The organism is Streptococcus mitis (assembly GCF_001074635.1).
Lineage (GTDB): Bacteria > Bacillota > Bacilli > Lactobacillales > Streptococcaceae > Streptococcus > Streptococcus mitis_E.
This window is the reverse complement of the sequence record NZ_JUQO01000195.1, coordinates 1-21,623: the sequence shown is the minus strand read 5'-3', so window position 1 is coordinate 21,623 and position 21,623 is coordinate 1. Positions and strand designations below refer to the sequence as shown.

Below are 21,623 nucleotides of genomic sequence, written 5' to 3'. Positions count from 1 at the left end.
AGTTGAAAAGAAATTTTCGACTGTTTTTTCTTCCTCTTACGAATAATCTAAGAGAGGAGAAAATATGGAAGCAATTATCGAGAAAATTAAAGAGTATAAAATCATTGTCATCTGTACTTGTCTGGGCTTGCTTGTCGGCGGATTTTTCCTGCTAAAACCAGCTCCACAAACACCTGTCAAGGAAACGAATTTGCAGGCAGAAGTTGCAGCAGTTTCCAAGGATTCGGTATCCGAAAAGGATGTGAAGAAGGAAGAAAAGGAAGAATCCCTTGAACAAGATCTAATCACAGTAGATGTGAAAGGTGCTGTCAAATCACCAGGGATTTATGATTTGCCTGTAGGTAGTCGGGTCAATGATGCTGTTCAGAAGGCTGGTGGCTTGACAGAGCAAGCAGATAGCAAGTCGCTCAATCTAGCTCAGAAAGTTAATGACGAGGCTCTGGTTTACGTTCCTACTAAGGGAGAAGAATCAGCTAGTCAACATACTGGTTCTGGAGCGGCTTCTTCAACAAGCAAGGACAAGAAGGTCAATCTCAACAAGGCCAGTCTGGAAGAACTCAAGCAGGTCAAGGGACTGGGAGGAAAACGAGCTCAGGACATTATCGACCATCGTGAGGCAAATGGGAAATTTAAGTCGGTTGATGAACTCAAGAAAGTCTCTGGTATTGGTGCCAAGACCATAGAAAAGCTAAAAGACTATGTTACAGTGGATTAAGAATTTCCCCCTTCCCCTAATTTACCTGAGTTTTCTGTTACTTTGGCTTTACTACGCTATTTTCTCAGCATCCTATCTTGCTTTGTTGGGCTTTGTTTTTCTGCTAGTCTGTCTCTTTTTCCAATTTCCTTGGAAATCGGCTGGTAAAGTTCTAATGATTTGCGGAGTCTTTGGCTTTTGGTTTCTGTTTCAAAATTGGCAACAGAGTCAAGCAAGTCAAAATTTGGCGGATTCTGTTGAAAGGGTACGGATTTTACCAGATACCATCAAAGTTAATGGTGATAGTCTATCCTTTCGTGGCAAGGCTGATGGACGCATTTTTCAAGTCTATTATAAACTCCAGTCCGAGGAGGAGAAAGAACAATTTCAAGCTTTAACAGCCCTTCATGATTTGGAACTAGAAGGAAAACTTTCAGAGCCAGAAAGGCAGAGAAATTTTGGTGGCTTTGACTATCAAGCCTATCTGAAGACTCAGGGAATTTACCAGACTCTCAATATCAAAAAAATCCAGTCACTTCAAAAGGTTAGCAGTTGGGATATAGGTGAAAACCTGTCCAGTTTACGCCGTAAGGCTGTAGTTTGGATTAAGACGCATTTTCCAGCCCCTATGCGCAATTACATGACAGGGATTTTGCTAGGACATCTGGACACAGATTTTGAGGAGATGAATGAGCTTTATTCTAGTCTAGGAATTATCCACCTCTTTGCCCTGTCTGGCATGCAGGTAGGTTTTTTCATGGATGGATTTAAGAAACTTCTCTTACGATTGGGCTTGACCCAAGAAAAGTTGAAATGGCTGACCTATCCCTTTTCCCTTATCTATGCAGGGCTGACAGGATTTTCAGCATCGGTTATTCGCAGTCTCTTACAAAAGTTACTGGCTCAACATGGTGTTAAGGGTTTGGATAATTTTGCCTTGACGGTCCTTATCCTCTTTATCATCATGCCCAACTTTTTCTTGACAGCAGGAGGAGTCTTGTCCTGCGCTTATGCTTTTATCTTGACCATGACTAGTAAAGAAGGAGAGGGGCTCAAGGCTGTTGCTAGAGAAAGTCTAGTCATCTCCTTGGGCATATTGCCCATTCTGTCCGTCTATTTTGCGGAATTTCAACCTTGGTCCATCCTTTTGACCTTCGTCTTTTCCTTTCTATTTGACTTGGTCTTCTTACCGCTCTTGTCTATCTTATTTGCCCTTTCCTTTCTCTATCCAGTCATTCAGCTGAATTTTATTTTTGAATGGTTGGAGGGCATTATTCGCCTGGTATCGCAGGTGGCAAGTAGGCCTCTAGTCTTTGGACAACCCAATGCATGGCTTTTAATTTTATTGTTAATTTCCTTGGCTTTAGTTTATGATTTGAGGAAAAACATTAAAAGGATAATAGTATTGAGTTTATTGATTACAGGTCTCTTTTTCCTTACCAAGCATCCACTGGAAAATGAAATTACCATGCTGGATGTGGGGCAAGGCGAAAGTATTTTCCTAAGGGATGTAACTGGTAAGACTATTCTCATAGATGTGGGCGGTAAGGCAGAATCTGATAAGAAAATTGAAAAATGGCAAGAAAAGGCGATAACCAGCAATGCCCAGCGAACCTTGATTCCTTATCTAAAAAGTAGAGGAGTAGCCAAAATTGACCAGCTGATTTTGACAAATACGGACAAGGAGCATGTTGGAGATTTGTTGGAGGTGACCAAGGCTTTCCATGTAGGCGAAATTTTAGTGTCCAAAGGCAGTTTGAAACAGAAGGAATTTGTGGCAGAACTACAAGAAACTCAAATCAAGGTGCGTAGTGTGGCAGAAGGGGAAAATGTGCTAATTTTCGGAAGTCAGATAGAAGTACTATCTCCAAGGAAAATTGGAGATGGAGGTCATGAGGATTCCCTGGTTCTTTATGGGAAACTATTGGATAAGCACTTCCTCTTCACTGGAAATTTGGAGGAAAAAGGAGAGAAGGACTTGCTGAAGCACTATCCAGACTTGAAAGTGGATGTTTTGAAAGCTAGCCAACATGGCTCTAAAAAATCATTAAGTTCAGCCTTTCTAGAAAAACTCAAACCAGAGTTCACTCTCATTTCAGTTGGAAAGAATAATCGAACGAAACTCCCCCATCAGGAAACCTTGATACGACTGGAAACTATCAATAGCAAAGTTTACCGAACTGACCAGCAAGGAGCTATACGCTTTAAGGGGTGGAATAGTTGGAAAATCGAAAGTGTTCGATAGGAAGGACAAATATTATATATTAGTAAAATAAACTAGAAATCTGTTGCATAATAATGATAAAAACGATATAATGAAAGCGTCTTCAATATTAATGATATAAAACCATTAAAAATTAGCAAAAACCGTTTAATTAGTTAGTTTATGATCTATTGGTCCTTTTCAGTCCAGTATGTCTGCTGTGAGCGTTCTTAAAACTTATCGGTATGATTGGAAAGTATAGTACGAACTATCACAGTCTCGTTATGATAGATATGATGAGTATAGCGTTGATGGTGGTTAAATTACGATTTTTTAGAGATATAAATTATTACAACGGTAGTTGTTAATCTTTCAAGAGTGATAAAAAGGAGGGCTAGGTATGTTGCAGCTTACTCATGTGACCTTAAAAACGCGACAAGTCATCTTACAAGATGTTGATTTTACATTTGAAAAGGGTAGTATTTATGGTATTCTTGCTATCAATGGCTCTGGAAAGACGACCCTGTTCCGCGCCATTAGCAATTTAATTCCTATAAGTAGTGGAAATATCGCAGTCCCTCCTTCTTTATTTTATTATGAAAGCATTGAATGGCTGGATGAAAATTTAAGTGGGATGGACTATCTTCGCCTCATAAAAAACATCTGGAAGTCAGACCTAAACTTGAGGGATGAAATTGATTACTGGGAAATGTCGGACTATGTCAGACTTCCCATTCGCAAGTATTCCTTAGGCATGAAGCAACGCTTGGTGATTGCCATGTATTTCCTCAGTCAGGCGAAATGCTGGCTCATGGATGAGATTACAAATGGCTTAGATGAGTATTATCGACAGAAGTTTTTTGATAGGCTGGCACAAATAAATAGGCAAGAGCAGCTGGTTCTTTTGAGTTCCCACTACAAAGAGGAGTTGGTGGAGATTTGCGATAGCATGGTAACCATTCGTCAGGGGCAGATAGAAGAGGCTTAGTTTATGAAAGATGTTATTCAATTTTTATTAAAAAAAGTTTTCAAAAGTCGCTTAAACTGGATTGTCTTAGCTTTATTTGTTTTAGCTCTTGGTATTAGCTTTTATTTCAATAGTCGGACTGCAAACTCAGTCAGTTTGGAGAGCAGGTTGGAAACTCATATTGCAGCCAACGAGAGAGCTATCAATGAAAATGAAGAGAAGTTCTCCCAAATGTCTGATACCAGCTCGGAAGAATACCAGTTTGCAAAAAGTAATTTAGACTTGCAAAAAAATCTTTTGACGCAAAAGAAAGAAATTCTAACTTTACTAAAAGAAGGGCGCTGGAAAGAAGCCTACTATTTGCAGTGGCAAGATGAAGAGAAGAATTATGAATTTGTATCAAATAACTCGACTTCTAGCTCTGACTTAAAAATGGCGGTTGACCGCGAACGAAAGATTTACCAAGCGCTATATCTCTTGAACATAAAAGCCCACAATTTAGATTATCCGACTTACGGGATTGATCAGATTGTCTGGATTTTAGAAGCTATCATCCCAAGCTTGTTTGTGGTTGCTATTATTTTTATGCTAACACAACTATTTGCAGAAAGATATCAAAATCATCTGGATACAGCTCAATTATATCCTTTTTCAAAAGTGACATTTGCAATGTCTTCTCTTGGAGTTGGGGTGGGCTATGTAACTGTGCTGTTTATTGGAATCTGTGGTTTTTCTTTTCTAGTGGGAAGTCTGATAAGTGGTTTTGGACAGTTAGATTATCCCTACCCGATATATAGCTTAGTGAATCAAGAGGTAACTATTGGGAAAATACAAGATGTGTTATTTCCTGGCTTGTTCTTAGCTTTCTTAGCCTTTATCGTCATTGTGGAAGTAGTGTACTTGATTGCTTACTTTTTCAAGCAAAAAATGCCTGTTCTTTTTCTTTCACTTATTGGGATTGTTGGCTTATTGTTTGGCATCCAAACAATTCAGCCTCTTCAAAGGATTGCACATCTGATTCCCTTTACTTACTTGCGTTCAGTGGAGATTTTGTCTGGAAGATTACCTAAGCAAATTGATAATGTCAATCTGAATTGGAGCATGGGGATGGTCTTACTTCCTTGCCTGATTATCCTTTTGTTAGTGGGAATTCTATTTATTGAAAGATGGGGAAGTTCACAGAAAAAAGAATTTTTTAATAGATCCTAGCTTTCCTATAGGGAAAATAAGTAAAAACTAACATAGAGAGGGAATCAACTTGGTTCTCTCTTTTTGATGCGAAAACCAATCCAAAATACAAACACAAACTTTTCAAAAAAATAACTTTTTATCTTGACAAGGGCTAGAAAACTTGGTATCATATAAAAGTTGAGAAAAGCAGAAGTGAGAGCTTCTCGCCTTGTGACATCAAGTTGCCTGGCCCTACGGATGAAAAGTTTCTAAGAAACGCTATCATAACGTGCGGGCTTGTATATTTACGAGTCCGCTATTGTTTTTCTCTAATAAAACAAAAGAGGTGAAAACCATAGCAAAGCAAGACTTATTCATCAATGATGAGATTCGTGTACGTGAAGTTCGCTTGATTGGTCTTGAAGGAGAACAGCTAGGCATCAAGCCACTCAGTGAAGCGCAAGCTTTGGCTGATAACGCCAATGTTGACCTAGTATTGATTCAACCCCAAGCCAAACCGCCTGTTGCAAAAATTATGGACTACGGTAAGTTCAAATTTGAGTACCAGAAGAAGCAAAAAGAACAACGTAAAAAACAAAGTGTTGTTACTGTGAAAGAAGTTCGTCTAAGTCCAACTATTGACAAGGGTGACTTTGATACAAAACTTCGCAATGCACGCAAATTCCTTGAAAAAGGAAATAAAGTTAAGGTATCTATTCGCTTTAAGGGTCGTATGATTACCCATAAAGAGATTGGTGCAAAAGTTTTAGCCGAGTTTGCTGAAGCAACTCAAGATATTGCCATCATCGAACAACGTGCTAAAATGGATGGACGTCAAATGTTCATGCAATTGGCGCCAGCGACTGACAAAAAATAATTGTCAGAAAGTTAAATAAAGGAGAAAAAATCATGCCAAAACAAAAAACACACCGCGCATCAGCTAAACGTTTCAAACGTACAGGTTCTGGTGGACTTAAACGTTTCCGTGCTTACACTTCTCACCGTTTCCACGGAAAAACTAAAAAACAACGTCGTCATCTTCGTAAAGCATCTATGGTGCATTCAGGAGATTACAAACGTATCAAAGCAATGCTTACTCGCTTGAAATAATAGCTTGACTGTAAGTAAACAATTCTAGGAAATATTTGGAGGAAATAAAACATGGCACGTGTTAAAGGTGGCGTTGTATCACGCAAACGTCGTAAACGTATTCTTAAATTAGCAAAAGGTTACTATGGAGCTAAACACATCTTGTTCCGTACTGCAAAAGAACAAGTAATGAACTCTTACTACTATGCATACCGTGACCGTCGTCAGAAAAAACGTGACTTCCGCAAATTGTGGATCACTCGTATCAATGCGGCAGCTCGTATGAACGGACTTTCATACTCACAATTGATGCATGGTTTGAAATTGGCTGAGATCGAAGTTAACCGTAAAATGCTTGCTGACTTGGCTGTTAACGATGCAGCAGCTTTCACAGCTCTTGCAGATGCAGCTAAAGCAAAACTTGGTAAATAATAACAGATAAGACTGGAACAGGATTGTCCCAGTCTTTTTAAAAATAAAGGAGAAAAATATGGCTTCAAAAATGCTACACACTTGCTTACGCGTAGAAAATCTTGAAAAATCAATTGCATTCTATCAAGATGCTTTTGGATTTAAAGAATTGCGTCGCAGAGATTTTCCAGACCATGCCTTCACGATTGTCTATCTAGGTCTTGAGGGTGACGACTATGAGTTGGAATTGACTTATAACTACGATCACGGTCCTTATGTGGTTGGAGATGGATTTGCCCATATCGCCCTCAGTACACCTGATCTTGAGGCGCTTCATCAAGAGCATAGTGCCAAAGGCTATGAAGTGACTGAGCCAAATGGTCTACCAGGAACTGCACCTAACTATTACTTTGTTAAAGACCCTGATGGATACAAGGTTGAAGTCATTCGTGAAAAATAATCCCGTGAAGTCAAGTAGAATCTTCGTTTTCTACTTGACTTTTTTTAGCTGAAAGAGTATACTAGTAAAAATTTAACCTTTAAGGGGAGTCCAGAGAGACTCACAAGGTGTCAGATAAAAGAATAGTACAATTTTCTAGAGGAGACTTTTTGAGTGTGCTCTCTTCTGTTGTACGATTTTAACTGAGGCCTTGCACTAGCAAGGTCTTTTCTTTGTCTGGTCCCCTTAAAATTTAAGGAGGAAAAGTCATGAATCCTACATGTAAGAAACGTTTGGGTGCGATTCGATTGGAAACCATGAAGGTGGTTGCACAGGAGGAAATCGCGCCAGCAATCTTTGAATTAGTCCTAGAAGGGGAAATGGTTGAAGCCATGCGAGCAGGCCAATTTCTTCATCTGCGTGTGCCTGATGATGCCCATCTTTTGCGTCGTCCTATTTCAATTTCGTCTATTGATAAGGCTAACAAGCAGTGTCATCTTATTTATCGGATTGAGGGAGCTGGGACAGCTATTTTCTCAACCTTAAGTCAGGGAGATACTCTTGATGTGATGGGGCCTCAGGGGAATGGTTTTGACTTGTCTGACCTTGATGAGCAGAGTAAGGTTCTCCTTGTTGGTGGGGGGATTGGTGTTCCGCCCTTACTTGAAGTAGCCAAGGAATTGCATGCGCGTGGTGTGAAAGTAGTGACAGTTCTCGGTTTTGCGAACAAGGATGCTGTTATTTTAGAGACGGAATTGGCTCAATATGGTCAAGTATTCGTAACGACAGATGATGGTTCTTATGGTATCAAGGGAAATGTTTCAGTTGTTATCAAGGATTTAGACAGTCAGTTTGATGCTGTTTACTCATGTGGGGCGCCTGGAATGATGAAGTATATCAATCAAACCTTTTATGACCACCCAAGAGCCTATCTATCTCTGGAATCTCGTATGGCTTGTGGAATGGGGGCCTGCTATGCCTGCGTCCTAAAAGTGCCAGAAAGCGAGACAGTCAGCCAACGCGTCTGTGAAGATGGCCCTGTTTTCCGCACAGGAACAGTTGTATTATAAGGAGAAAATTATGACTAGAAATCGTTTACAAGTTTCTCTACCAGGCTTGGATTTGAAAAATCCGATTATTCCAGCATCGGGCTGTTTTGGCTTTGGTCAAGAGTATGCCAAGTACTATGATTTAGACCTTTTAGGTTCTATTATGATCAAGGCGACAACCCTTGAACCCCGTTTTGGCAATCCAACTCCAAGGGTGGCAGAAACACCTGCTGGCATGCTCAATGCAATCGGTTTGCAAAATCCTGGTTTGGAAGTTGTTTTGGCTGAAAAGTTACCTTGGCTGGAAAGAGAATATCCAAATCTTCCTATTATTGCCAATGTAGCTGGTTTTTCAAAACAAGAGTATGCAGCTGTTTCTAGTGGTATTTCCAAGGCAGCTAATGTAAAGGCAATTGAGCTTAATATCTCTTGTCCTAACGTAGACCACTGTAATCATGGACTTTTGATTGGTCAAGATCCAGATTTGGCTTATGATGTAGTGAAAGCAGCTGTGGAAGCCTCTGATGTACCAGTTTATGTCAAACTAACTCCTAGTGTGACCGATATCGTTACTGTCGCAAAGGCAGCAGAGGATGCAGGAGCAAGTGGATTAACCATGATTAATACTCTAGTTGGAATGCGCTTTGACCTCAAAACCAGAAAACCAATCTTGGCCAATGGAACAGGTGGAATGTCTGGTCCAGCAGTCTTTCCAGTAGCTCTCAAACTCATCCGCCAAGTCGCCCAAACAACAGACCTGCCTATCATTGGAATGGGAGGAGTGGATTCGGCTGAAGCTGCCCTAGAAATGTATCTGGCTGGAGCATCGGCTATTGGAGTTGGAACAGGCAACTTTACCAATCCATATGCCTGTCCTGATATCATCGAAAATTTACCAAAAGTCATGGATAAATACGGTATTAGCAGTCTAGAAGATCTACGCAAAGAAGTAAAAGAGTCTTTGAGGTAAACTGCAATCAATCTGTTCTTGATTTTTTATGAGTTTGTAATGTTGATTATAGAGAATTTTGATATAATGAAATGAGTAAGAACAGAGGAAGAAGGTTAATGAAGAAAGTAAGATTTATTTTTTTAGCCCTGCTATTTTTCTTAGCTAGTCCAGAGGGTGTAATGGCCAGTGATGGTACTTGGCAAGGAAAACAATACCTGAAAGCAGATGACAGTCAAGCAGCCAATGAGTGGGTTTTTGATGCTCATTATCAATCTTGGTTTTATATAAAAGCAGATGCCAACTATGCTGAAAATGAATGGCTGAAACAAGGTGACGACTATTTTTACCTCAAATCTGGTGGCTATATGGCAAAATCAGAATGGGTAGAAGACAAGGGAGCCTTCTATTATCTTGACCAAGATGGAAAGATGAAAAGAAATGCGTGGGTAGGAACTTCCTATGTTGGTGCAACAGGTGCCAAGGTAATAGAAGATTGGGTCTATGATTCTCGATACGATGCTTGGTTTTATATCAAAGCAGATGGACAACACGCAGAGAAAGAATGGCTCCAAATTAAGGGTAAGGACTATTATTTCAAATCTGGCGGTTATTTGCTAACAAGTCAGTGGATTGATCAGGCTTATGTGAATGCTAGTGGTGCCAAAGTACAGCAAGGTTGGCTTTATGACAAACAATACCAATCTTGGTTTTACATCAAAGAAAATGGAAATCATGCTGATAAAGAATGGATTTTCGAAAATGGTCACTATTATTATCTAAAATCTGGTGGCTATATGGCAGCCAATGAATGGATTTGGGATAAGGAGTCATGGTTTTATCTCAAATCTGATGGCAAAATGACTGAGAAAGAATGGCTATACGATTCTAAAAGTCAAGCCTGGTACTACTTCAAATCTGGTGGCTACATGGCGAAAAATGAGACAGTAGATGGTTATCAGCTTGGAAGCGATGGAAAGTGGCTTGGAGAAAAAGCTACAAACGAAAATGCTGCTTACTATCAAGTAGTGCCTGTCACAGCAAATGTTTATAATGCAGATGGTGAAAAGCTGTCCTATATATCACAAGGTAGTGTTGTCTGGCTAGACAAGGATAGAAAAAGTGATGACAAGCGCTTGGCTATTACTATTTCTGGTTTGTCAGGTTATATGAAAATAGAAGATTTACAAGCACTAGATGCTAGCAAGGATTTTATCCCTTATTATGAGAGCGATGGGCATCGTTTTTATCACTATGTGGCTCAGAATGCTAGTATCCCAGTAGCTTCTCATCTTTCTGATATGGAAGTAGGCAAGAAATATTATTCGGCAGATGGGCTGCATTTTGATGGTTTTAACCTTGAAAATCCCTTCCTTTTCAAAGATTTGACAGAGACTACAAACTATAGTGCTGAAGACTTGGATAAGGTATTTAGTCTGTTAAATATTGACAATAGTCTCTTGGAAAATAAGGGAGCTACTTTTAAGGAAGCCGAAGAACATTACCATATCAATGCCCTCTACCTCTTTGCCCATAGTGCTTTAGAAAGTGATTGGGGACGAAGTAAAATTGCCAAAGATAAGAATAATTTCTTTGGAATTACAGCCTATGATACGACCCCTTACCTTTCTGCCAAGACATTTGATGATGTGGATAAGGGAATTTTAGGTGCAACCAAGTGGATTAAGGAAAATTATATAGATAGGGGTAGAACTTTCCTTGGAAACAAGGCATCTGGTATGAATGTGGAATATGCGTCAGACCCTTATTGGGGCGAAAAAATTGCTAGTGTGATGATGAAAATCAATGAGAAACTAGGTGGCAAAGATTAGTCCTATAATTGGATATGATTTGATTAAATAGTATGTTAAAAATCCTGATTTCAAATAAAATCAGGATTTTTTCATGGATGCAATTTTTTCTGGGTCTGGTGTGACACGGAGGGTCTTTTGTCCTGTGTAAGTGACAAAGCCAGGTTTTCCACCAGTTGGTTTGTTGAGTTTTTTGACTTCAATCATATCCACCTGCACCAGATTCGACAGGCGCCCTTGAGAGAAGTAGGCAGCTAACTCTGCTGCGTCTGTTTTGACTTCATCAGATGGGTCTAGGTTGCCTGAGATGATAACGTGGCTTCCAGGAATGTCCTTGGCATGGAACCAAAGTTCCTCTTTGCGGGCCATTTTAAAGGTTAGCTCCTCGTTTTGTAGGTTGTTTCGGCCGACATAGATGATGGTTTTGCCATCGCTTGCTAGATATTGTTCTGGTTTTTTGCGTTTCTGGATTTTCTCCCGTTGTCTTCTGCGGATAAAACCTGTTTGAATCAATTCTTCACGGATTTCAGCGATTTCTTCTAGTCCAGCTTGGTTGAGGACGGTTTCTACACTTTCCAGATAGAGAATGGTTGCCTTGGTTTCCTCAATCAGCTCAGTCAAGTATTTGACAGCTTCTTTGAGTTTCTGATACCGTTTAAAATAGCGTTGGGCATTCTGGTTGGGAGTCAAGGCCTTATCAAGCGCAATTGTGATAGGTTGATTAGTATAGTAGTTGTCTAGGATAACCTGATCTTGGTCATTAGGAACTTGATGGAGGAAGGTTGTCAGTAATTCCCCCTTTTGACGAAATTCTTCAGCGTTGTCTGTCGCCAGTAACTCTTTTTCTTGTTTTTTAAGCTTATGACGATTTTTTTGAAGTTCATTTTCAACACGGCGAATGAGTTCACTGGCTTGCTGTTTGACACGGTCGCGCTCAGCCTTGTCCTTATAGTAGGTGTCCAACAAATCAGAAAGACTGGCAAAAGGCTCTCCTATCTGATTTTCAAAAGGAACTGGACTGAAGGAAGTCTTAGTCAAGCATGGTTTGGTTTCTTGATTGAAAAAGTTTCGGAAAGTGGAAAGTTTTTCACTAACCAGTATCCTTTCCAATTCATTTGCCGTATCGCGTCCCAGACCTTGAAAGAGGCTTTGAAGATTTTTAGCTGTCGTTTCCTGTGTTTGCAGGATTTCAAATAGTTTTTCATCCTTGATAGTAAAAGGATTGAGTGATTCCGTACTCGGAGGAGCAATATAGGTCGATCCAGGCAGCAAGGTACGGTAGCTATTTTGTGAAAAGCCGACGTGTTTAATGACTTCGAGGATTTTATGACTGCTTTTATCAACCAGTAGAATATTACTGTGTTTACCCATGATTTCGATAATCAAGGTAGCCTGAATATGGTCGCCAATCTCGTTTTTATTGGAAACTGTCATTTCCACAATTCGGTCATTTTCCACTTGCTCAATCGACTCAATTAGGGCACCCTGCAAATACTTTCTCAAAACCATGATAAAGGTTGAAGGTTGGGCTGGATTTTCAAAAGTCGTTTGGGTCAGCTGAATGCGTCCAAAAACTGGATGTGCAGAAAGGAGCAGGCGATGACTTTGGCGATTGCTACGGATTTGCAAGACCAACTCTTGTTCAAAAGGCTGATTGATTTTCTGAATGCGTCCATTCACTAACTCTCTTCGCAATTCCTCAACCATGTGGTGTAAAAAAAATCCGTCAAATGACATCGTTCTCTCCTTGTGATTGTATTCCATAGTATTATATCAAAAAGGTAGAATAAAATCATGGAAATGTGGTATAATAAAGCCAAGTAAAGAGAAACGAGAAGCACATGTATATTGAAATGGTAGATGAAACTGGTCAAGTTTCAAAAGAAATGTTGCAACAAACCCAAGAAATTTTGGAATTTGCAGCCCAAAAATTAGGCAAAGAAGACAAGGAGATGGCAGTTACCTTTGTGACCAATGAACGTAGTCATGAACTCAATCTGGAGTACCGTGACACGGACCGTCCGACAGATGTTATCAGCCTTGAGTATAAACCAGAGTTGGAAATTGCCTTTGACGAAGAGGATTTACTTGAAAATCCGGAATTGGCAGAGATGATGTCTGAGTTTGATGCCTATATTGGGGAACTGTTCATCTCTATTGATAAGGCTCATGAGCAGGCCGAGGAATACGGTCACAGCTTTGAGCGTGAGATGGGCTTCTTGGCAGTGCACGGCTTTTTACATATCAACGGCTATGATCACTACACTCCGGAAGAAGAAGCGGAGATGTTCGGTTTACAAGAAGAAATTTTGACAGCCTATGGACTCACAAGACAATAAACGAAAATGGAAAAATCGTGACCTGATATCCAGTTTAGAATTTGCTCTAACAGGAATTTTTACTGCCATCAAGGAAGAACGCAATATGCGAAAACATGCAGTGACGGCTCTTATAGTCATTCTTGCAGGTTTTGTTTTTCAGGTGTCACGAATCGAATGGCTCTTTCTCCTATTGAGCATTTTCTTGGTAGTAGCCTTTGAAATTATCAATTCTGCTATCGAAAATGTGGTGGATTTGGCCAGTCACTATCACTTTTCTATGCTGGCTAAAAATGCCAAGGATATGGCGGCTGGCGCGGTATTAGTGGTCTCTCTTTTCGCAGCCTTAACAGGCGCATTGATTTTTCTCCCACGAATCTGGGATTTATTATTTTAAACAGTAAGAGGAAATTATGACATTTAAATCAGGCTTTGTAGCCATTTTAGGACGTCCCAATGTTGGGAAGTCAACTTTTTTAAATCACGTTATGGGGCAAAAGATTGCCATCATGAGTGACAAGGCGCAGACAACGCGCAACAAAATCATGGGAATTTACACGACTGATAAGGAGCAAATTGTCTTTATCGATACCCCAGGGATTCACAAACCTAAAACAGCTCTCGGAGATTTCATGGTCGAATCTGCCTATAGTACCCTTCGTGAAGTGGATACCGTCCTTTTTATGGTACCTGCTGATGAGGCGCGTGGTAAGGGCGATGATATGATTATCGAGCGTCTCAAGGCTGCTAAGGTTCCTGTTATTCTGGTGGTGAATAAGATCGATAAGGTTCATCCAGACCAGCTTTTGTCTCAGATTGATGATTTCCGAAATCAGATGGACTTCAAGGAAATTGTTCCTATCTCAGCCCTTCAGGGCAATAACGTGTCTCGTCTAGTGGATATTTTGAGTGAAAATCTGGATGAAGGATTCCAGTATTTCCCGTCTGATCAAATCACAGACCATCCAGAACGTTTCTTGGTTTCAGAAATGGTTCGCGAGAAAGTCTTGCACCTAACTCGTGAAGAGATTCCGCATTCTGTTGCAGTAGTAGTGGATTCTATGAAACGAGATGAAGAGACAGACAAGGTTCATATCCGTGCAACCATCATGGTCGAGCGCGATAGCCAAAAAGGGATTATCATCGGTAAAGGTGGCGCTATGCTTAAGAAAATCGGTAGTATGGCCCGTCGTGATATTGAACTCATGCTAGGAGACAAGGTTTTCCTAGAAACATGGGTCAAGGTCAAGAAAAACTGGCGCGATAAAAAGCTAGATTTAGCTGACTTTGGCTATAATGAAAAAGAATACTAAGTAGAGGTGGGCTCATGCCTGCTTCTTGTTTTTACAGAAGGAGGACTTATGCCTGAATTACCTGAGGTTGAAACCGTTCGTCGTGGCTTGGAAAAATTGATTTTGGGTAAGAAGATTTCGAGTGTAGAAATTCGTTATCCCAAGATGATTAAGACGGATTTGGATGAGTTTCGAAAGGAAGTGCCTGGTCAAGTTGTTGAGTCAATAGGACGTCGTGGTAAATATTTGATTTTCTACCTGACAGACAAGATTTTGATTTCTCATCTGCGAATGGAGGGCAAGTATTTTTACTATCCAGAGCAAGCACCTGAACGCAAGCATGCCCATGTTTTCTTCCAGTTTGAGGATGGTGGCACGCTTGTTTATGAGGATGTTCGCAAGTTTGGTACTATGGAACTCTTGGCGCCTGACCTTTTGGAAGCCTACTTTCTTTCTAAAAAACTAGGACCTGAACCAAGCGAACAAGACTTTGATTTACAGGTCTTTCAATCTGCCCTTGCCAAGTCCAAAAAGCCTATCAAATCCCATCTCCTAGACCAGACCTTGGTAGCTGGACTTGGCAATATCTACGTGGATGAGGTTCTCTGGCGAGCTCAGGTTCATCCAGCTAGACCTTCCCAGACTTTGACAGCAAAAGAAGCGACTGCCATTCATGACCAGACCATTGCTGTATTGGGACAGGCTGTTGAAAAAGGTGGTTCCACCATTCGGACCTATACCAATGCCTTTGGGGAAGATGGAACCATGCAGGATTTTCATCAGGTCTATGACAAGGCTGGTCAAGAATGTGTACGCTGTGGTACCATCATTGAGAAAATCCAACTAGGTGGACGTGGAACCCACTTTTGTCCTCAGTGCCAAAGGAGGAATTGATGGGAAAAATCATTGGAATCACTGGGGGAATTGCCTCTGGTAAGTCAACCGTGACAAATTTTCTAAGAAAGCAAGGTTTTCAAGTGGTTGATGCCGACGCTCTTGTCCACCAGTTACAGAAACCTGGTGGTCGTCTGTTTGAGGCTCTAGTCCAGCACTTTGGTCAAGAAATTATATTAGAAAACGGAGAACTTAATCGCCCTATCCTAGCTAGTCTTATCTTTTCAAATCCTGAAGAACAGGAATGGTCTAAGCAAATCCAAGGAAAGATTATCCGTGAGGAGCTAGCTACGTTAAGAGACCAATCGGCTCAGACAGAAGAGATTTTCTTCATGGATATTCCCCTACTTTTTGAGCAGGACTACGTCTCTTGGTTTGATGAGACTTGGTTGGTCTATGTGGACCGAGATGTCCAAGTAGAACGCTTAATGAAAAGGGACCAGTTGTCCAAAGATGAAGCTGAGTCGCGTCTGGCAGCCCAGTGGCCTTTAGAAAAAAAGAAAGATTTAGCCAGCCATATTCTTGACAACAATAGCAATCAGAATCAGCTTCTTAATCAAGTGCATATCCTTCTTGAGGGAGGTAAGCAAGATGACAGAGATTAACTGGAAGGATAATCTGCGCATTGCCTGGTTTGGTAATTTTCTGACAGGAGCCAGTATTTCTTTGGTTGTGCCCTTTATGCCTATCTTTGTGGAAAATCTAGGTGTAGGGAGTGAGCAAGTCGCTTTTTATGCAGGATTAGCTATTTCTGTCTCTGCTATTTCCGCGGCGCTCTTTTCTCCTATCTGGGGAATCCTTGCTGATAAATACGGCAGAAAACCCATGATGATTCGTGCTGGTCTGGCCATGACTATCACTATGGGGGGATTGGCTTTTGTGCCAAATATTTATTGGCTAATCTTTCTTCGGTTATTAAACGGTGTATTTGCGGGTTTTGTTCCTAATGCCACAGCTTTGATAGCCAGTCAGGTTCCCAAGGAGAAATCAGGAACTGCCTTAGGTACTTTGTCTACAGGCGTAGTTGCAGGTACTCTAACTGGTCCCTTTATCGGGGGATTTATTGCAGAATTATTTGGCATTCGTACTGTTTTCTTACTGGTTGGTAGTTTTCTATTCTTAGCTGCTGTTTTGACTATTTTATTTATTAAGGAAGATTTTCAACCAGTAGCTAAGGAAAAGGCCATCCCAACAAAGGAATTATTTACCTCAGTTAAATATCCCTATCTTTTGGTCAATCTCTTTCTAACCAGTTTTGTCATCCAATTTTCTGCCCAATCGATTGGCCCTATCTTAGCTCTGTATGTGCGTGACTTAGGCCAGACAGAGAATCTTCTTTTTGTCTCTGGTTTGATTGTGTCCAGTATGGGCTTTTCCAGCATGATGAGTGCAGGAGTCATGGGCAAGCTAGGTGACAAGGTGGGCAACCATCGCCTCTTGGTTGTAGCCCAGTTTTATTCAGTTATCATCTATCTCCTCTGTGCCAATGCCTCTAGCCCCCTTCAACTAGGACTTTATCGTTTCCTCTTTGGATTGGGAACCGGTGCCTTGATTCCCGGGGTTAATGCGCTACTCAGCAAAATGACTCCCAAAGCCGGTATTTCAAGGGTCTTTGCCTTCAATCAGGTATTCTTTTATCTGGGAGGTGTCGTTGGACCTATGGCAGGTTCTGCAGTAGCAGGTCAATTTGGCTACCATGCTGTCTTTTATGCGACAAGCCTTTGTGTTGCCTTTAGTTGTCTCTTTAACCTGCTTCAATTTCGAACATTATTAAAAGTAAAGGAAATCTAGTGCGAGTAAAAATTAATCTCAAATGCTCCTCTTGTGGCAGTATCAATTACCTAACCAGTAAAAATTCAAAAACCCATCCAGACAAGATTGAGGTTTTAAAGTATTGTCCCAAGGAAAGAAAAGTAACCCTACATCTTGAATCTAAGTAGATTTTATGGTAAAATAATAGGGATTTTAAGGAGTTTGATATGTATAACCTATTATTAACCATTTTATTAGTATTATCTGTTGTGATTGTGATTGCGATTTTCATGCAACCAACTAAAAACCAATCCAGCAATGTATTTGATGCCAGCTCAGGTGATTTGTTTGAACGCAGTAAAGCACGCGGTTTTGAAGCTGTAATGCAGCGTTTGACAGGGATTTTAGTCTTTTTCTGGCTAGCCATTGCCTTAGCATTGACGGTATTATCAAGTAGATAAGAAAATAATGGGCAGGACTAGGTCTTTGCCTCTTTTTATTTTTAAATGATATTTGAGAAGGTTTTACAGAAAAAGAAAATAAAAAATCTAGAAAGAAAATATGAAAGATAGAATAAAAGAATATTTACAAGATAAGGGAAAGGTAACTGTCAATGACTTGGCTCAGGCTTTGGGAAAAGACGGTTCCAAGGATTTTCGTGAGTTGATTAAAACCTTGTCCCTAATGGAAAGAAAGCATCAGATACGCTTTGAAGAAGATGGAACTTTGACTTTGGAAGTCAAGAAAAAACATGAGATTACTCTCAAGGGGATTTTTCATGCTCATAAAAATGGCTTTGGCTTTGTTAGTCTAGAAGGCGAGGAGGACGACCTTTTTGTAGGTAAAAACGATGTTAACTATGCTATTGATGGTGATACCGTTGAGGTCGTCATCAAGAAAGTCGCTGACCGCAATAAGGGAACAGCAGCAGAAGCAAAAATTATTGATATCTTAGAACACAGTTTGACAACTGTTGTCGGTCAAATCGTTCTAGATCAGGAAAAACCCAAGTATGCTGGATACATCCGTTCGAAAAACCAGAAAATCAGCCAACCAATTTATGTTAAGAAACCAGCTCTTAAACTAGAAGGAACAGAAGTTCTCAAGGTCTTTATCGACAAATACCCAAGCAAGAAACATGATTTCTTTGTTGCTAGTGTCCTTGATGTGGTGGGGCACTCGACGGATGTTGGGATTGATGTCCTTGAGGTTTTGGAGTCTATGGACATTGTATCCGAGTTTCCAGAAGCTGTTGTCAAGGAAGCAGAAAGTGTGCCTGATGCTCCGTCTCAAAAGGATATGGAAGGTCGTCTGGATCTAAGAGATGAGATTACCTTTACCATTGACGGTGCTGATGCCAAGGACTTGGACGATGCGGTACATATCAAGGCTCTGAAAAATGGAAATCTGGAGCTTGGTGTTCACATCGCAGATGTTTCCTACTATATAACCGAGGGTTCTGCCCTTGACAAGGAAGCCCTTAACCGCGCGACTTCAGTCTATGTAACAGACCGAGTGGTTCCAATGCTTCCAGAACGACTGTCAAATGGCATCTGTTCTCTCAATCCTCAAGTTGACCGCCTGACACAATCTGCCATCATGGAGATTGATAAACATGGTCGTGTGGTTAATTACACTATTACACAAACAGTTATCAAGACAAGCTATCGGATGACATATAGTGATGTCAATGACATCCTAGCTGGAGACAAGGAAAAGAGACAAGAATATCAGAAAATTGTTCCAAGTATCGAACTCATGGCCAAGCTCCATGAAAGGCTAGAAAACATGCGTGTGAAACGTGGAGCCCTCAATTTCGATACCAACGAAGCCAAGATTTTAGTGGATAAACAGGGCAAGCCTGTTGATATCGTTCTTCGTCAGCGTGGTGTTGCTGAGCGCATGATTGAGTCCTTTATGTTGATGGCCAATGAAACAGTTGCCGAGCATTTTAGCAAGCTGGATTTGCCTTTCATCTATCGAATTCACGAGGAGCCAAAGGCTGAAAAAGTTCAGAAGTTTATTGATTATGCTTCGAGTTTTGGCTTGCGCATTTATGGGACTGCCAGTGAGATTAGCCAGGAGGCCCTTCAAGACATCATGCGTACTGTTGAGGGAGAACCTTATGCAGATGTATTGTCCATGATGCTTCTTCGATCCATGCAGCAGGCTCGCTATTCAGAGCACAATCACGGCCACTATGGATTAGCGGCTGATTATTATACTCACTTTACTAGTCCGATTCGTCGTTATCCAGACCTTCTTGTTCACCGTATGATTCGGGATTACGGCCGTTCTAAGGAAATAGCAGAGCATTTTGAGCAAGTGATTCCAGAGATTGCTACCCAGTCTTCCAACCGTGAGCGTCGTGCCATCGAGGCTGAGCGTGAAGTCGAAGCCATGAAAAAGGCTGAGTACATGGAAGAATACGTAGGTGAAGAATACGATGCGGTTGTATCAAGTATTGTCAAATTCGGTCTCTTTGTTGAATTGCCAAATACGGTTGAAGGCTTGATTCACATCACAAATCTACCTGAATTTTATCATTTCAACGAACGTGATTTGACTCTTCGTGGGGAGAAATCAGGAACAACTTTCCGTGTAGGTCAGCAAATCCGTATCCGAGTTGAAAGAGCTGACAAGATGACGGGGGAAATTGATTTCTCATATATCCCAAGTGAGTTTGATGTGATTGAAAAAGGCTTGAAACAGTCTAGTCGAAATGACAGAGGGCGTGGTTCAAATCGTCGTTCAGATAAGAAAGAAGACAAGAGAAAATCAGGACGCTCAAATGATAAGCGCAAGCATTCACAAAAAGACAAGAAGAAAAAAGGAAAGAAACCTTTTTATAAGGAAGTAGCTAAGAAAGGAGCCAAACATGGCAAAGGGCGAGGGAAAGGTCGTCGCACAAAATAAAAAGGCGCGCCACGACTATACAATCGTAGATACGCTAGAGGCAGGGATGGTCCTGACTGGAACTGAAATCAAGAGTGTACGAGCAGCTCGAATCAATCTCAAGGATGGCTTTGCTCAAGTGAAAAATGGAGAAGTTTGGTTGAGCAATGTTCATATCGCTCCTTACGAAGAGGGCAATATCTGGAACCAAGAACCAGAACGGCGTCGTAAACTCCTGCTCCATAAGAAACAAATCCAAAAATTAGAACAGGAGACTAAAGGAACAGGAATGACCCTTGTTCCTCTTAAAGTCTATATCAAAGATGGTTACGCTAAACTCCTTTTAGGTCTAGCTAAAGGGAAGCATGACTATGATAAACGGGAGTCTATCAAACGACGTGAACAAAATCGCGACATCGCGCGTGTTATGAAAGCTGTTAATCAGCGATAAAAAGAGGAATGAAAATGGAAAAACTAGTTGCCTATAAACGCATGCCTTTGTGGACTAAAGAAACTATGCCAGAGGCTGTTCAGCAGAAACACAATACCAAGGTTGGGACTTGGGGGAAAATTACTGTCTTGAAGGGAGCTCTCAAGTTTATTGAATTGACAGAGGATGGGGAAGTTCTATCTGAACACCTCTTTGAAGCAGGAGCTGACAATCCCATGGCACAACCACAAGCCTGGCACCGAGTGGAGGCTGTAACAGACGATGTGGAATGGTATTTGGAATTTTATTGTAAACCTGAGGATTATTTTCCTAAGAAATACAATACCAATCCGGTTCATTCAGAGGTCCTAGAGGCAATGCAGACAGTAAAACCAGGGAAAGCCTTGGATTTGGGCTGTGGTCAAGGCCGGAATGCACTCTTTCTAGCACAGAATGGTTTTGATGTCACAGCTGTGGATCAAAATGAACTGGCCCTTGAAATCTTGCAAAGCATTGTGGAACAGGAAGATCTTGACATGCCTGTAGGTCTTTACGATATCAATTCAGCCAGCATTGGGCAAGAATATGATTTTATCGTATCAACTGTTGTTCTCATGTTTCTACAAGCGGACCGCATTCCAGCTATTATCCGAAACATGCAGGAGCACACCACGGTAGGTGGCTACAACCTTATCGTCTGTGCCATGGACACGGAGGATTACCCTTGCTCAGTTAACTTCCCATTCACCTTTAAAGAAGGGGAATTGGCAGACTACTACAAGGACTGGGAATTGGTTAAGTACAATGAAAATCAAGGCCATTTGCACCGTCGTGATGAGAATGGCAATCGTATACAACTACGCTTTGCGACCATGCTAGCTAAGAAAATCAAATAAACATGAATGAAGATTGGGAAATTTCCTGATCTTTTTTCTTTTTTTACGAATAGATAAGATAGAAGAATTGACAAAAATACGCATTATAAGTATAATTTTAGCTAGAAAGGTGACCATACATGCCAATCACAGGTAAGGAAATGGTTAAATTAGCTCTTGCAAATGGATGGATTGAAGTTCGTAAGAGAGGAAGTCATCATCATTTTAAGAAAGAAGGGGTTCCCTATCTTGTCACTATTCCAGTTCACGGTAATGAGGATCTAGGAAAAGGTTTAGAGAGAAAAATATTAAAAGATTTGGGATTATAGTTGATTTGGAAATTGTGGAGGTGTATTATGCTAAAATCTTATCCTGCTATTTTTCA

The 21,623-nt window shown here is 40.8% G+C and carries 24 protein-coding genes and 1 other annotated feature; of the genes, 23 read left to right on the top strand and 1 reads right to left on the bottom strand.

Annotation, left to right across the window (positions count from 1 at the left end):
* Positions 1–64: 64 nt before the first annotated feature.
* The 11 genes from ADI58_RS08235 to ADI58_RS08185 all read left to right on the top strand — a co-directional run bounded on the left by ADI58_RS08235 (position 65) and on the right by ADI58_RS08185 (position 10,803).
* Entirely contained in the window at positions 65–715 is a 651-nt protein-coding gene (locus ADI58_RS08235) for a helix-hairpin-helix domain-containing protein (RefSeq protein ID WP_049522173.1), read from the top strand.
* A complete protein-coding gene (locus ADI58_RS08230) occupies positions 699–2,939 on the top strand; it encodes a DNA internalization-related competence protein ComEC/Rec2 (protein ID WP_049522172.1) in 2,241 nt (746 codons plus the stop codon). Before ADI58_RS08235 ends, ADI58_RS08230 begins: the two co-directional genes overlap by 17 nt.
* Positions 2,940–3,297: 358 nt before the next feature.
* Positions 3,298–3,885, top strand: coding sequence for an ATP-binding cassette domain-containing protein (locus tag ADI58_RS08225; RefSeq protein ID WP_049522171.1), 588 nt, complete (start codon positions 3,298–3,300; stop codon positions 3,883–3,885).
* Positions 3,886–3,888: 3 nt separating this feature from the next.
* Positions 3,889–5,073, top strand: a complete 1,185-nt coding sequence (locus tag ADI58_RS08220) for a hypothetical protein (RefSeq protein WP_049522170.1) — start codon at positions 3,889–3,891, stop codon at positions 5,071–5,073.
* A gap of 160 nt (positions 5,074–5,233) precedes the next feature.
* Positions 5,234–5,365 (top strand) — a sequence feature (ribosomal protein L20 leader region).
* A 15-nt stretch (positions 5,366–5,380) separates the two neighbouring features.
* Positions 5,381–5,911 (top strand): translation initiation factor IF-3, encoded by a 531-nt coding sequence (gene infC, locus ADI58_RS08215; protein ID WP_000848180.1) that lies wholly within the window; start codon positions 5,381–5,383, stop codon positions 5,909–5,911.
* Positions 5,912–5,943: 32 nt separating this feature from the next.
* Positions 5,944–6,144 (top strand): 50S ribosomal protein L35, encoded by a 201-nt coding sequence (gene rpmI / locus ADI58_RS08210; protein ID WP_001125943.1) that lies wholly within the window; start codon positions 5,944–5,946, stop codon positions 6,142–6,144.
* 51 nt (positions 6,145–6,195) lie between these two features.
* On the top strand, positions 6,196–6,555 hold the full coding sequence (rplT, locus tag ADI58_RS08205; RefSeq protein ID WP_000124834.1) for a 50S ribosomal protein L20: 360 nt from the start codon (positions 6,196–6,198) through the stop codon (positions 6,553–6,555).
* A gap of 58 nt (positions 6,556–6,613) precedes the next feature.
* Positions 6,614–6,994, top strand: a complete 381-nt coding sequence (gene gloA, locus ADI58_RS08200) for a lactoylglutathione lyase (protein ID WP_000157153.1) — start codon at positions 6,614–6,616, stop codon at positions 6,992–6,994.
* Positions 6,995–7,242: 248 nt separating this feature from the next.
* A complete protein-coding gene (locus tag ADI58_RS08195; protein WP_049522169.1) occupies positions 7,243–8,043 on the top strand; it encodes a dihydroorotate dehydrogenase electron transfer subunit in 801 nt (266 codons plus the stop codon).
* Positions 8,006–8,992 carry a dihydroorotate dehydrogenase gene (locus ADI58_RS08190; protein ID WP_161800937.1) on the top strand — a complete coding sequence of 329 codons (987 nt, stop codon included), beginning with the start codon at positions 8,006–8,008 and terminating at the stop codon, positions 8,990–8,992. Before ADI58_RS08195 ends, ADI58_RS08190 begins: the two co-directional genes overlap by 38 nt.
* 98 nt (positions 8,993–9,090) lie before the next feature.
* Entirely contained in the window at positions 9,091–10,803 is a 1,713-nt protein-coding gene (locus ADI58_RS08185) for a glucosaminidase domain-containing protein (RefSeq protein WP_049522166.1), read from the top strand.
* A gap of 60 nt (positions 10,804–10,863) precedes the next feature.
* Here the strand turns inward: ADI58_RS08185 and pavA are convergent, their stop codons facing one another.
* Positions 10,864–12,519, bottom strand: a complete 1,656-nt coding sequence (pavA, locus tag ADI58_RS08180; protein ID WP_049522164.1) for an Rqc2 family fibronectin-binding protein PavA — start codon at positions 12,517–12,519, stop codon at positions 10,864–10,866.
* 104 nt (positions 12,520–12,623) lie between these two features.
* On the opposite strand from pavA, the gene ybeY reads away from it, so the two are divergent.
* The 12 genes from ybeY to ADI58_RS08120 all read left to right on the top strand — a co-directional run bounded on the left by ybeY (position 12,624) and on the right by ADI58_RS08120 (position 21,567).
* Positions 12,624–13,121, top strand: coding sequence for an rRNA maturation RNase YbeY (gene ybeY, locus ADI58_RS08175; protein WP_000275156.1), 498 nt, complete (start codon positions 12,624–12,626; stop codon positions 13,119–13,121).
* Positions 13,102–13,497 (top strand): diacylglycerol kinase family protein, encoded by a 396-nt coding sequence (locus ADI58_RS08170; RefSeq protein WP_049522162.1) that lies wholly within the window; start codon positions 13,102–13,104, stop codon positions 13,495–13,497. Before ybeY ends, ADI58_RS08170 begins: the two co-directional genes overlap by 20 nt.
* 16 nt (positions 13,498–13,513) lie before the next feature.
* Entirely contained in the window at positions 13,514–14,413 is a 900-nt protein-coding gene (gene era, locus ADI58_RS08165) for a GTPase Era (protein ID WP_000143264.1), read from the top strand.
* 48 nt (positions 14,414–14,461) lie between these two features.
* Complete coding sequence (mutM, locus tag ADI58_RS08160; RefSeq protein ID WP_049522161.1) at positions 14,462–15,286, top strand: DNA-formamidopyrimidine glycosylase; 825 nt, start codon at positions 14,462–14,464, stop codon at positions 15,284–15,286.
* Entirely contained in the window at positions 15,286–15,891 is a 606-nt protein-coding gene (gene coaE, locus ADI58_RS08155) for a dephospho-CoA kinase (protein ID WP_049522160.1), read from the top strand. Before mutM ends, coaE begins: the two co-directional genes overlap by 1 nt.
* A complete protein-coding gene (gene pmrA / locus ADI58_RS08150; RefSeq protein WP_049522158.1) occupies positions 15,878–17,077 on the top strand; it encodes a multidrug efflux MFS transporter PmrA in 1,200 nt (399 codons plus the stop codon). Before coaE ends, pmrA begins: the two co-directional genes overlap by 14 nt.
* The gene (rpmG, locus tag ADI58_RS08145; protein ID WP_001809104.1) at positions 17,077–17,226 is read left to right on the top strand and encodes a 50S ribosomal protein L33; all 150 of its coding nucleotides are present in this window, start codon (positions 17,077–17,079) and stop codon (positions 17,224–17,226) included. Before pmrA ends, rpmG begins: the two co-directional genes overlap by 1 nt.
* Before the next feature lie 39 nt (positions 17,227–17,265).
* Positions 17,266–17,499: a preprotein translocase subunit SecG gene (gene secG, locus ADI58_RS08140; protein WP_000282517.1), complete on the top strand. Its 234-nt coding sequence runs from the start codon at positions 17,266–17,268 to the stop codon at positions 17,497–17,499.
* A 100-nt stretch (positions 17,500–17,599) separates the two neighbouring features.
* Complete coding sequence (rnr, locus tag ADI58_RS08135) at positions 17,600–19,954, top strand: ribonuclease R (protein WP_049522156.1); 2,355 nt, start codon at positions 17,600–17,602, stop codon at positions 19,952–19,954.
* Entirely contained in the window at positions 19,917–20,384 is a 468-nt protein-coding gene (gene smpB, locus ADI58_RS08130; RefSeq protein ID WP_001051750.1) for an SsrA-binding protein SmpB, read from the top strand. Before rnr ends, smpB begins: the two co-directional genes overlap by 38 nt.
* Positions 20,385–20,398: 14 nt before the next feature.
* Positions 20,399–21,259 (top strand): SAM-dependent methyltransferase TehB, encoded by an 861-nt coding sequence (gene tehB / locus ADI58_RS08125; RefSeq protein ID WP_049522155.1) that lies wholly within the window; start codon positions 20,399–20,401, stop codon positions 21,257–21,259.
* Positions 21,260–21,378: 119 nt separating this feature from the next.
* A complete protein-coding gene (locus ADI58_RS08120; RefSeq protein ID WP_049491803.1) occupies positions 21,379–21,567 on the top strand; it encodes a type II toxin-antitoxin system HicA family toxin in 189 nt (62 codons plus the stop codon).
* Positions 21,568–21,623: the final 56 nt, after the last annotated feature.

Coding starts and splice junctions, on each gene's coding strand:
- ADI58_RS08235 (WP_049522173.1), top strand. CDS start 65: ATGGAAGCAATTATCGAGAAAATTAAAGAGTATAAAATCATTGTCATC.
- ADI58_RS08230 (WP_049522172.1), top strand. CDS start 699: ATGTTACAGTGGATTAAGAATTTCCCCCTTCCCCTAATTTACCTGAGT.
- ADI58_RS08225 (WP_049522171.1), top strand. CDS start 3,298: ATGTTGCAGCTTACTCATGTGACCTTAAAAACGCGACAAGTCATCTTA.
- ADI58_RS08220 (WP_049522170.1), top strand. CDS start 3,889: ATGAAAGATGTTATTCAATTTTTATTAAAAAAAGTTTTCAAAAGTCGC.
- rpmI (WP_001125943.1), top strand. CDS start 5,944: ATGCCAAAACAAAAAACACACCGCGCATCAGCTAAACGTTTCAAACGT.
- rplT (WP_000124834.1), top strand. CDS start 6,196: ATGGCACGTGTTAAAGGTGGCGTTGTATCACGCAAACGTCGTAAACGT.
- gloA (WP_000157153.1), top strand. CDS start 6,614: ATGGCTTCAAAAATGCTACACACTTGCTTACGCGTAGAAAATCTTGAA.
- ADI58_RS08195 (WP_049522169.1), top strand. CDS start 7,243: ATGAATCCTACATGTAAGAAACGTTTGGGTGCGATTCGATTGGAAACC.
- ADI58_RS08190 (WP_161800937.1), top strand. CDS start 8,006: ATGGCCCTGTTTTCCGCACAGGAACAGTTGTATTATAAGGAGAAAATT.
- ADI58_RS08185 (WP_049522166.1), top strand. CDS start 9,091: ATGAAGAAAGTAAGATTTATTTTTTTAGCCCTGCTATTTTTCTTAGCT.
- pavA (WP_049522164.1), bottom strand. CDS start 12,519: ATGTCATTTGACGGATTTTTTTTACACCACATGGTTGAGGAATTGCGA.
- ybeY (WP_000275156.1), top strand. CDS start 12,624: ATGTATATTGAAATGGTAGATGAAACTGGTCAAGTTTCAAAAGAAATG.
- ADI58_RS08170 (WP_049522162.1), top strand. CDS start 13,102: ATGGACTCACAAGACAATAAACGAAAATGGAAAAATCGTGACCTGATA.
- era (WP_000143264.1), top strand. CDS start 13,514: ATGACATTTAAATCAGGCTTTGTAGCCATTTTAGGACGTCCCAATGTT.
- mutM (WP_049522161.1), top strand. CDS start 14,462: ATGCCTGAATTACCTGAGGTTGAAACCGTTCGTCGTGGCTTGGAAAAA.
- coaE (WP_049522160.1), top strand. CDS start 15,286: ATGGGAAAAATCATTGGAATCACTGGGGGAATTGCCTCTGGTAAGTCA.
- pmrA (WP_049522158.1), top strand. CDS start 15,878: ATGACAGAGATTAACTGGAAGGATAATCTGCGCATTGCCTGGTTTGGT.
- secG (WP_000282517.1), top strand. CDS start 17,266: ATGTATAACCTATTATTAACCATTTTATTAGTATTATCTGTTGTGATT.
- rnr (WP_049522156.1), top strand. CDS start 17,600: ATGAAAGATAGAATAAAAGAATATTTACAAGATAAGGGAAAGGTAACT.
- smpB (WP_001051750.1), top strand. CDS start 19,917: ATGGCAAAGGGCGAGGGAAAGGTCGTCGCACAAAATAAAAAGGCGCGC.
- tehB (WP_049522155.1), top strand. CDS start 20,399: ATGGAAAAACTAGTTGCCTATAAACGCATGCCTTTGTGGACTAAAGAA.
- ADI58_RS08120 (WP_049491803.1), top strand. CDS start 21,379: ATGCCAATCACAGGTAAGGAAATGGTTAAATTAGCTCTTGCAAATGGA.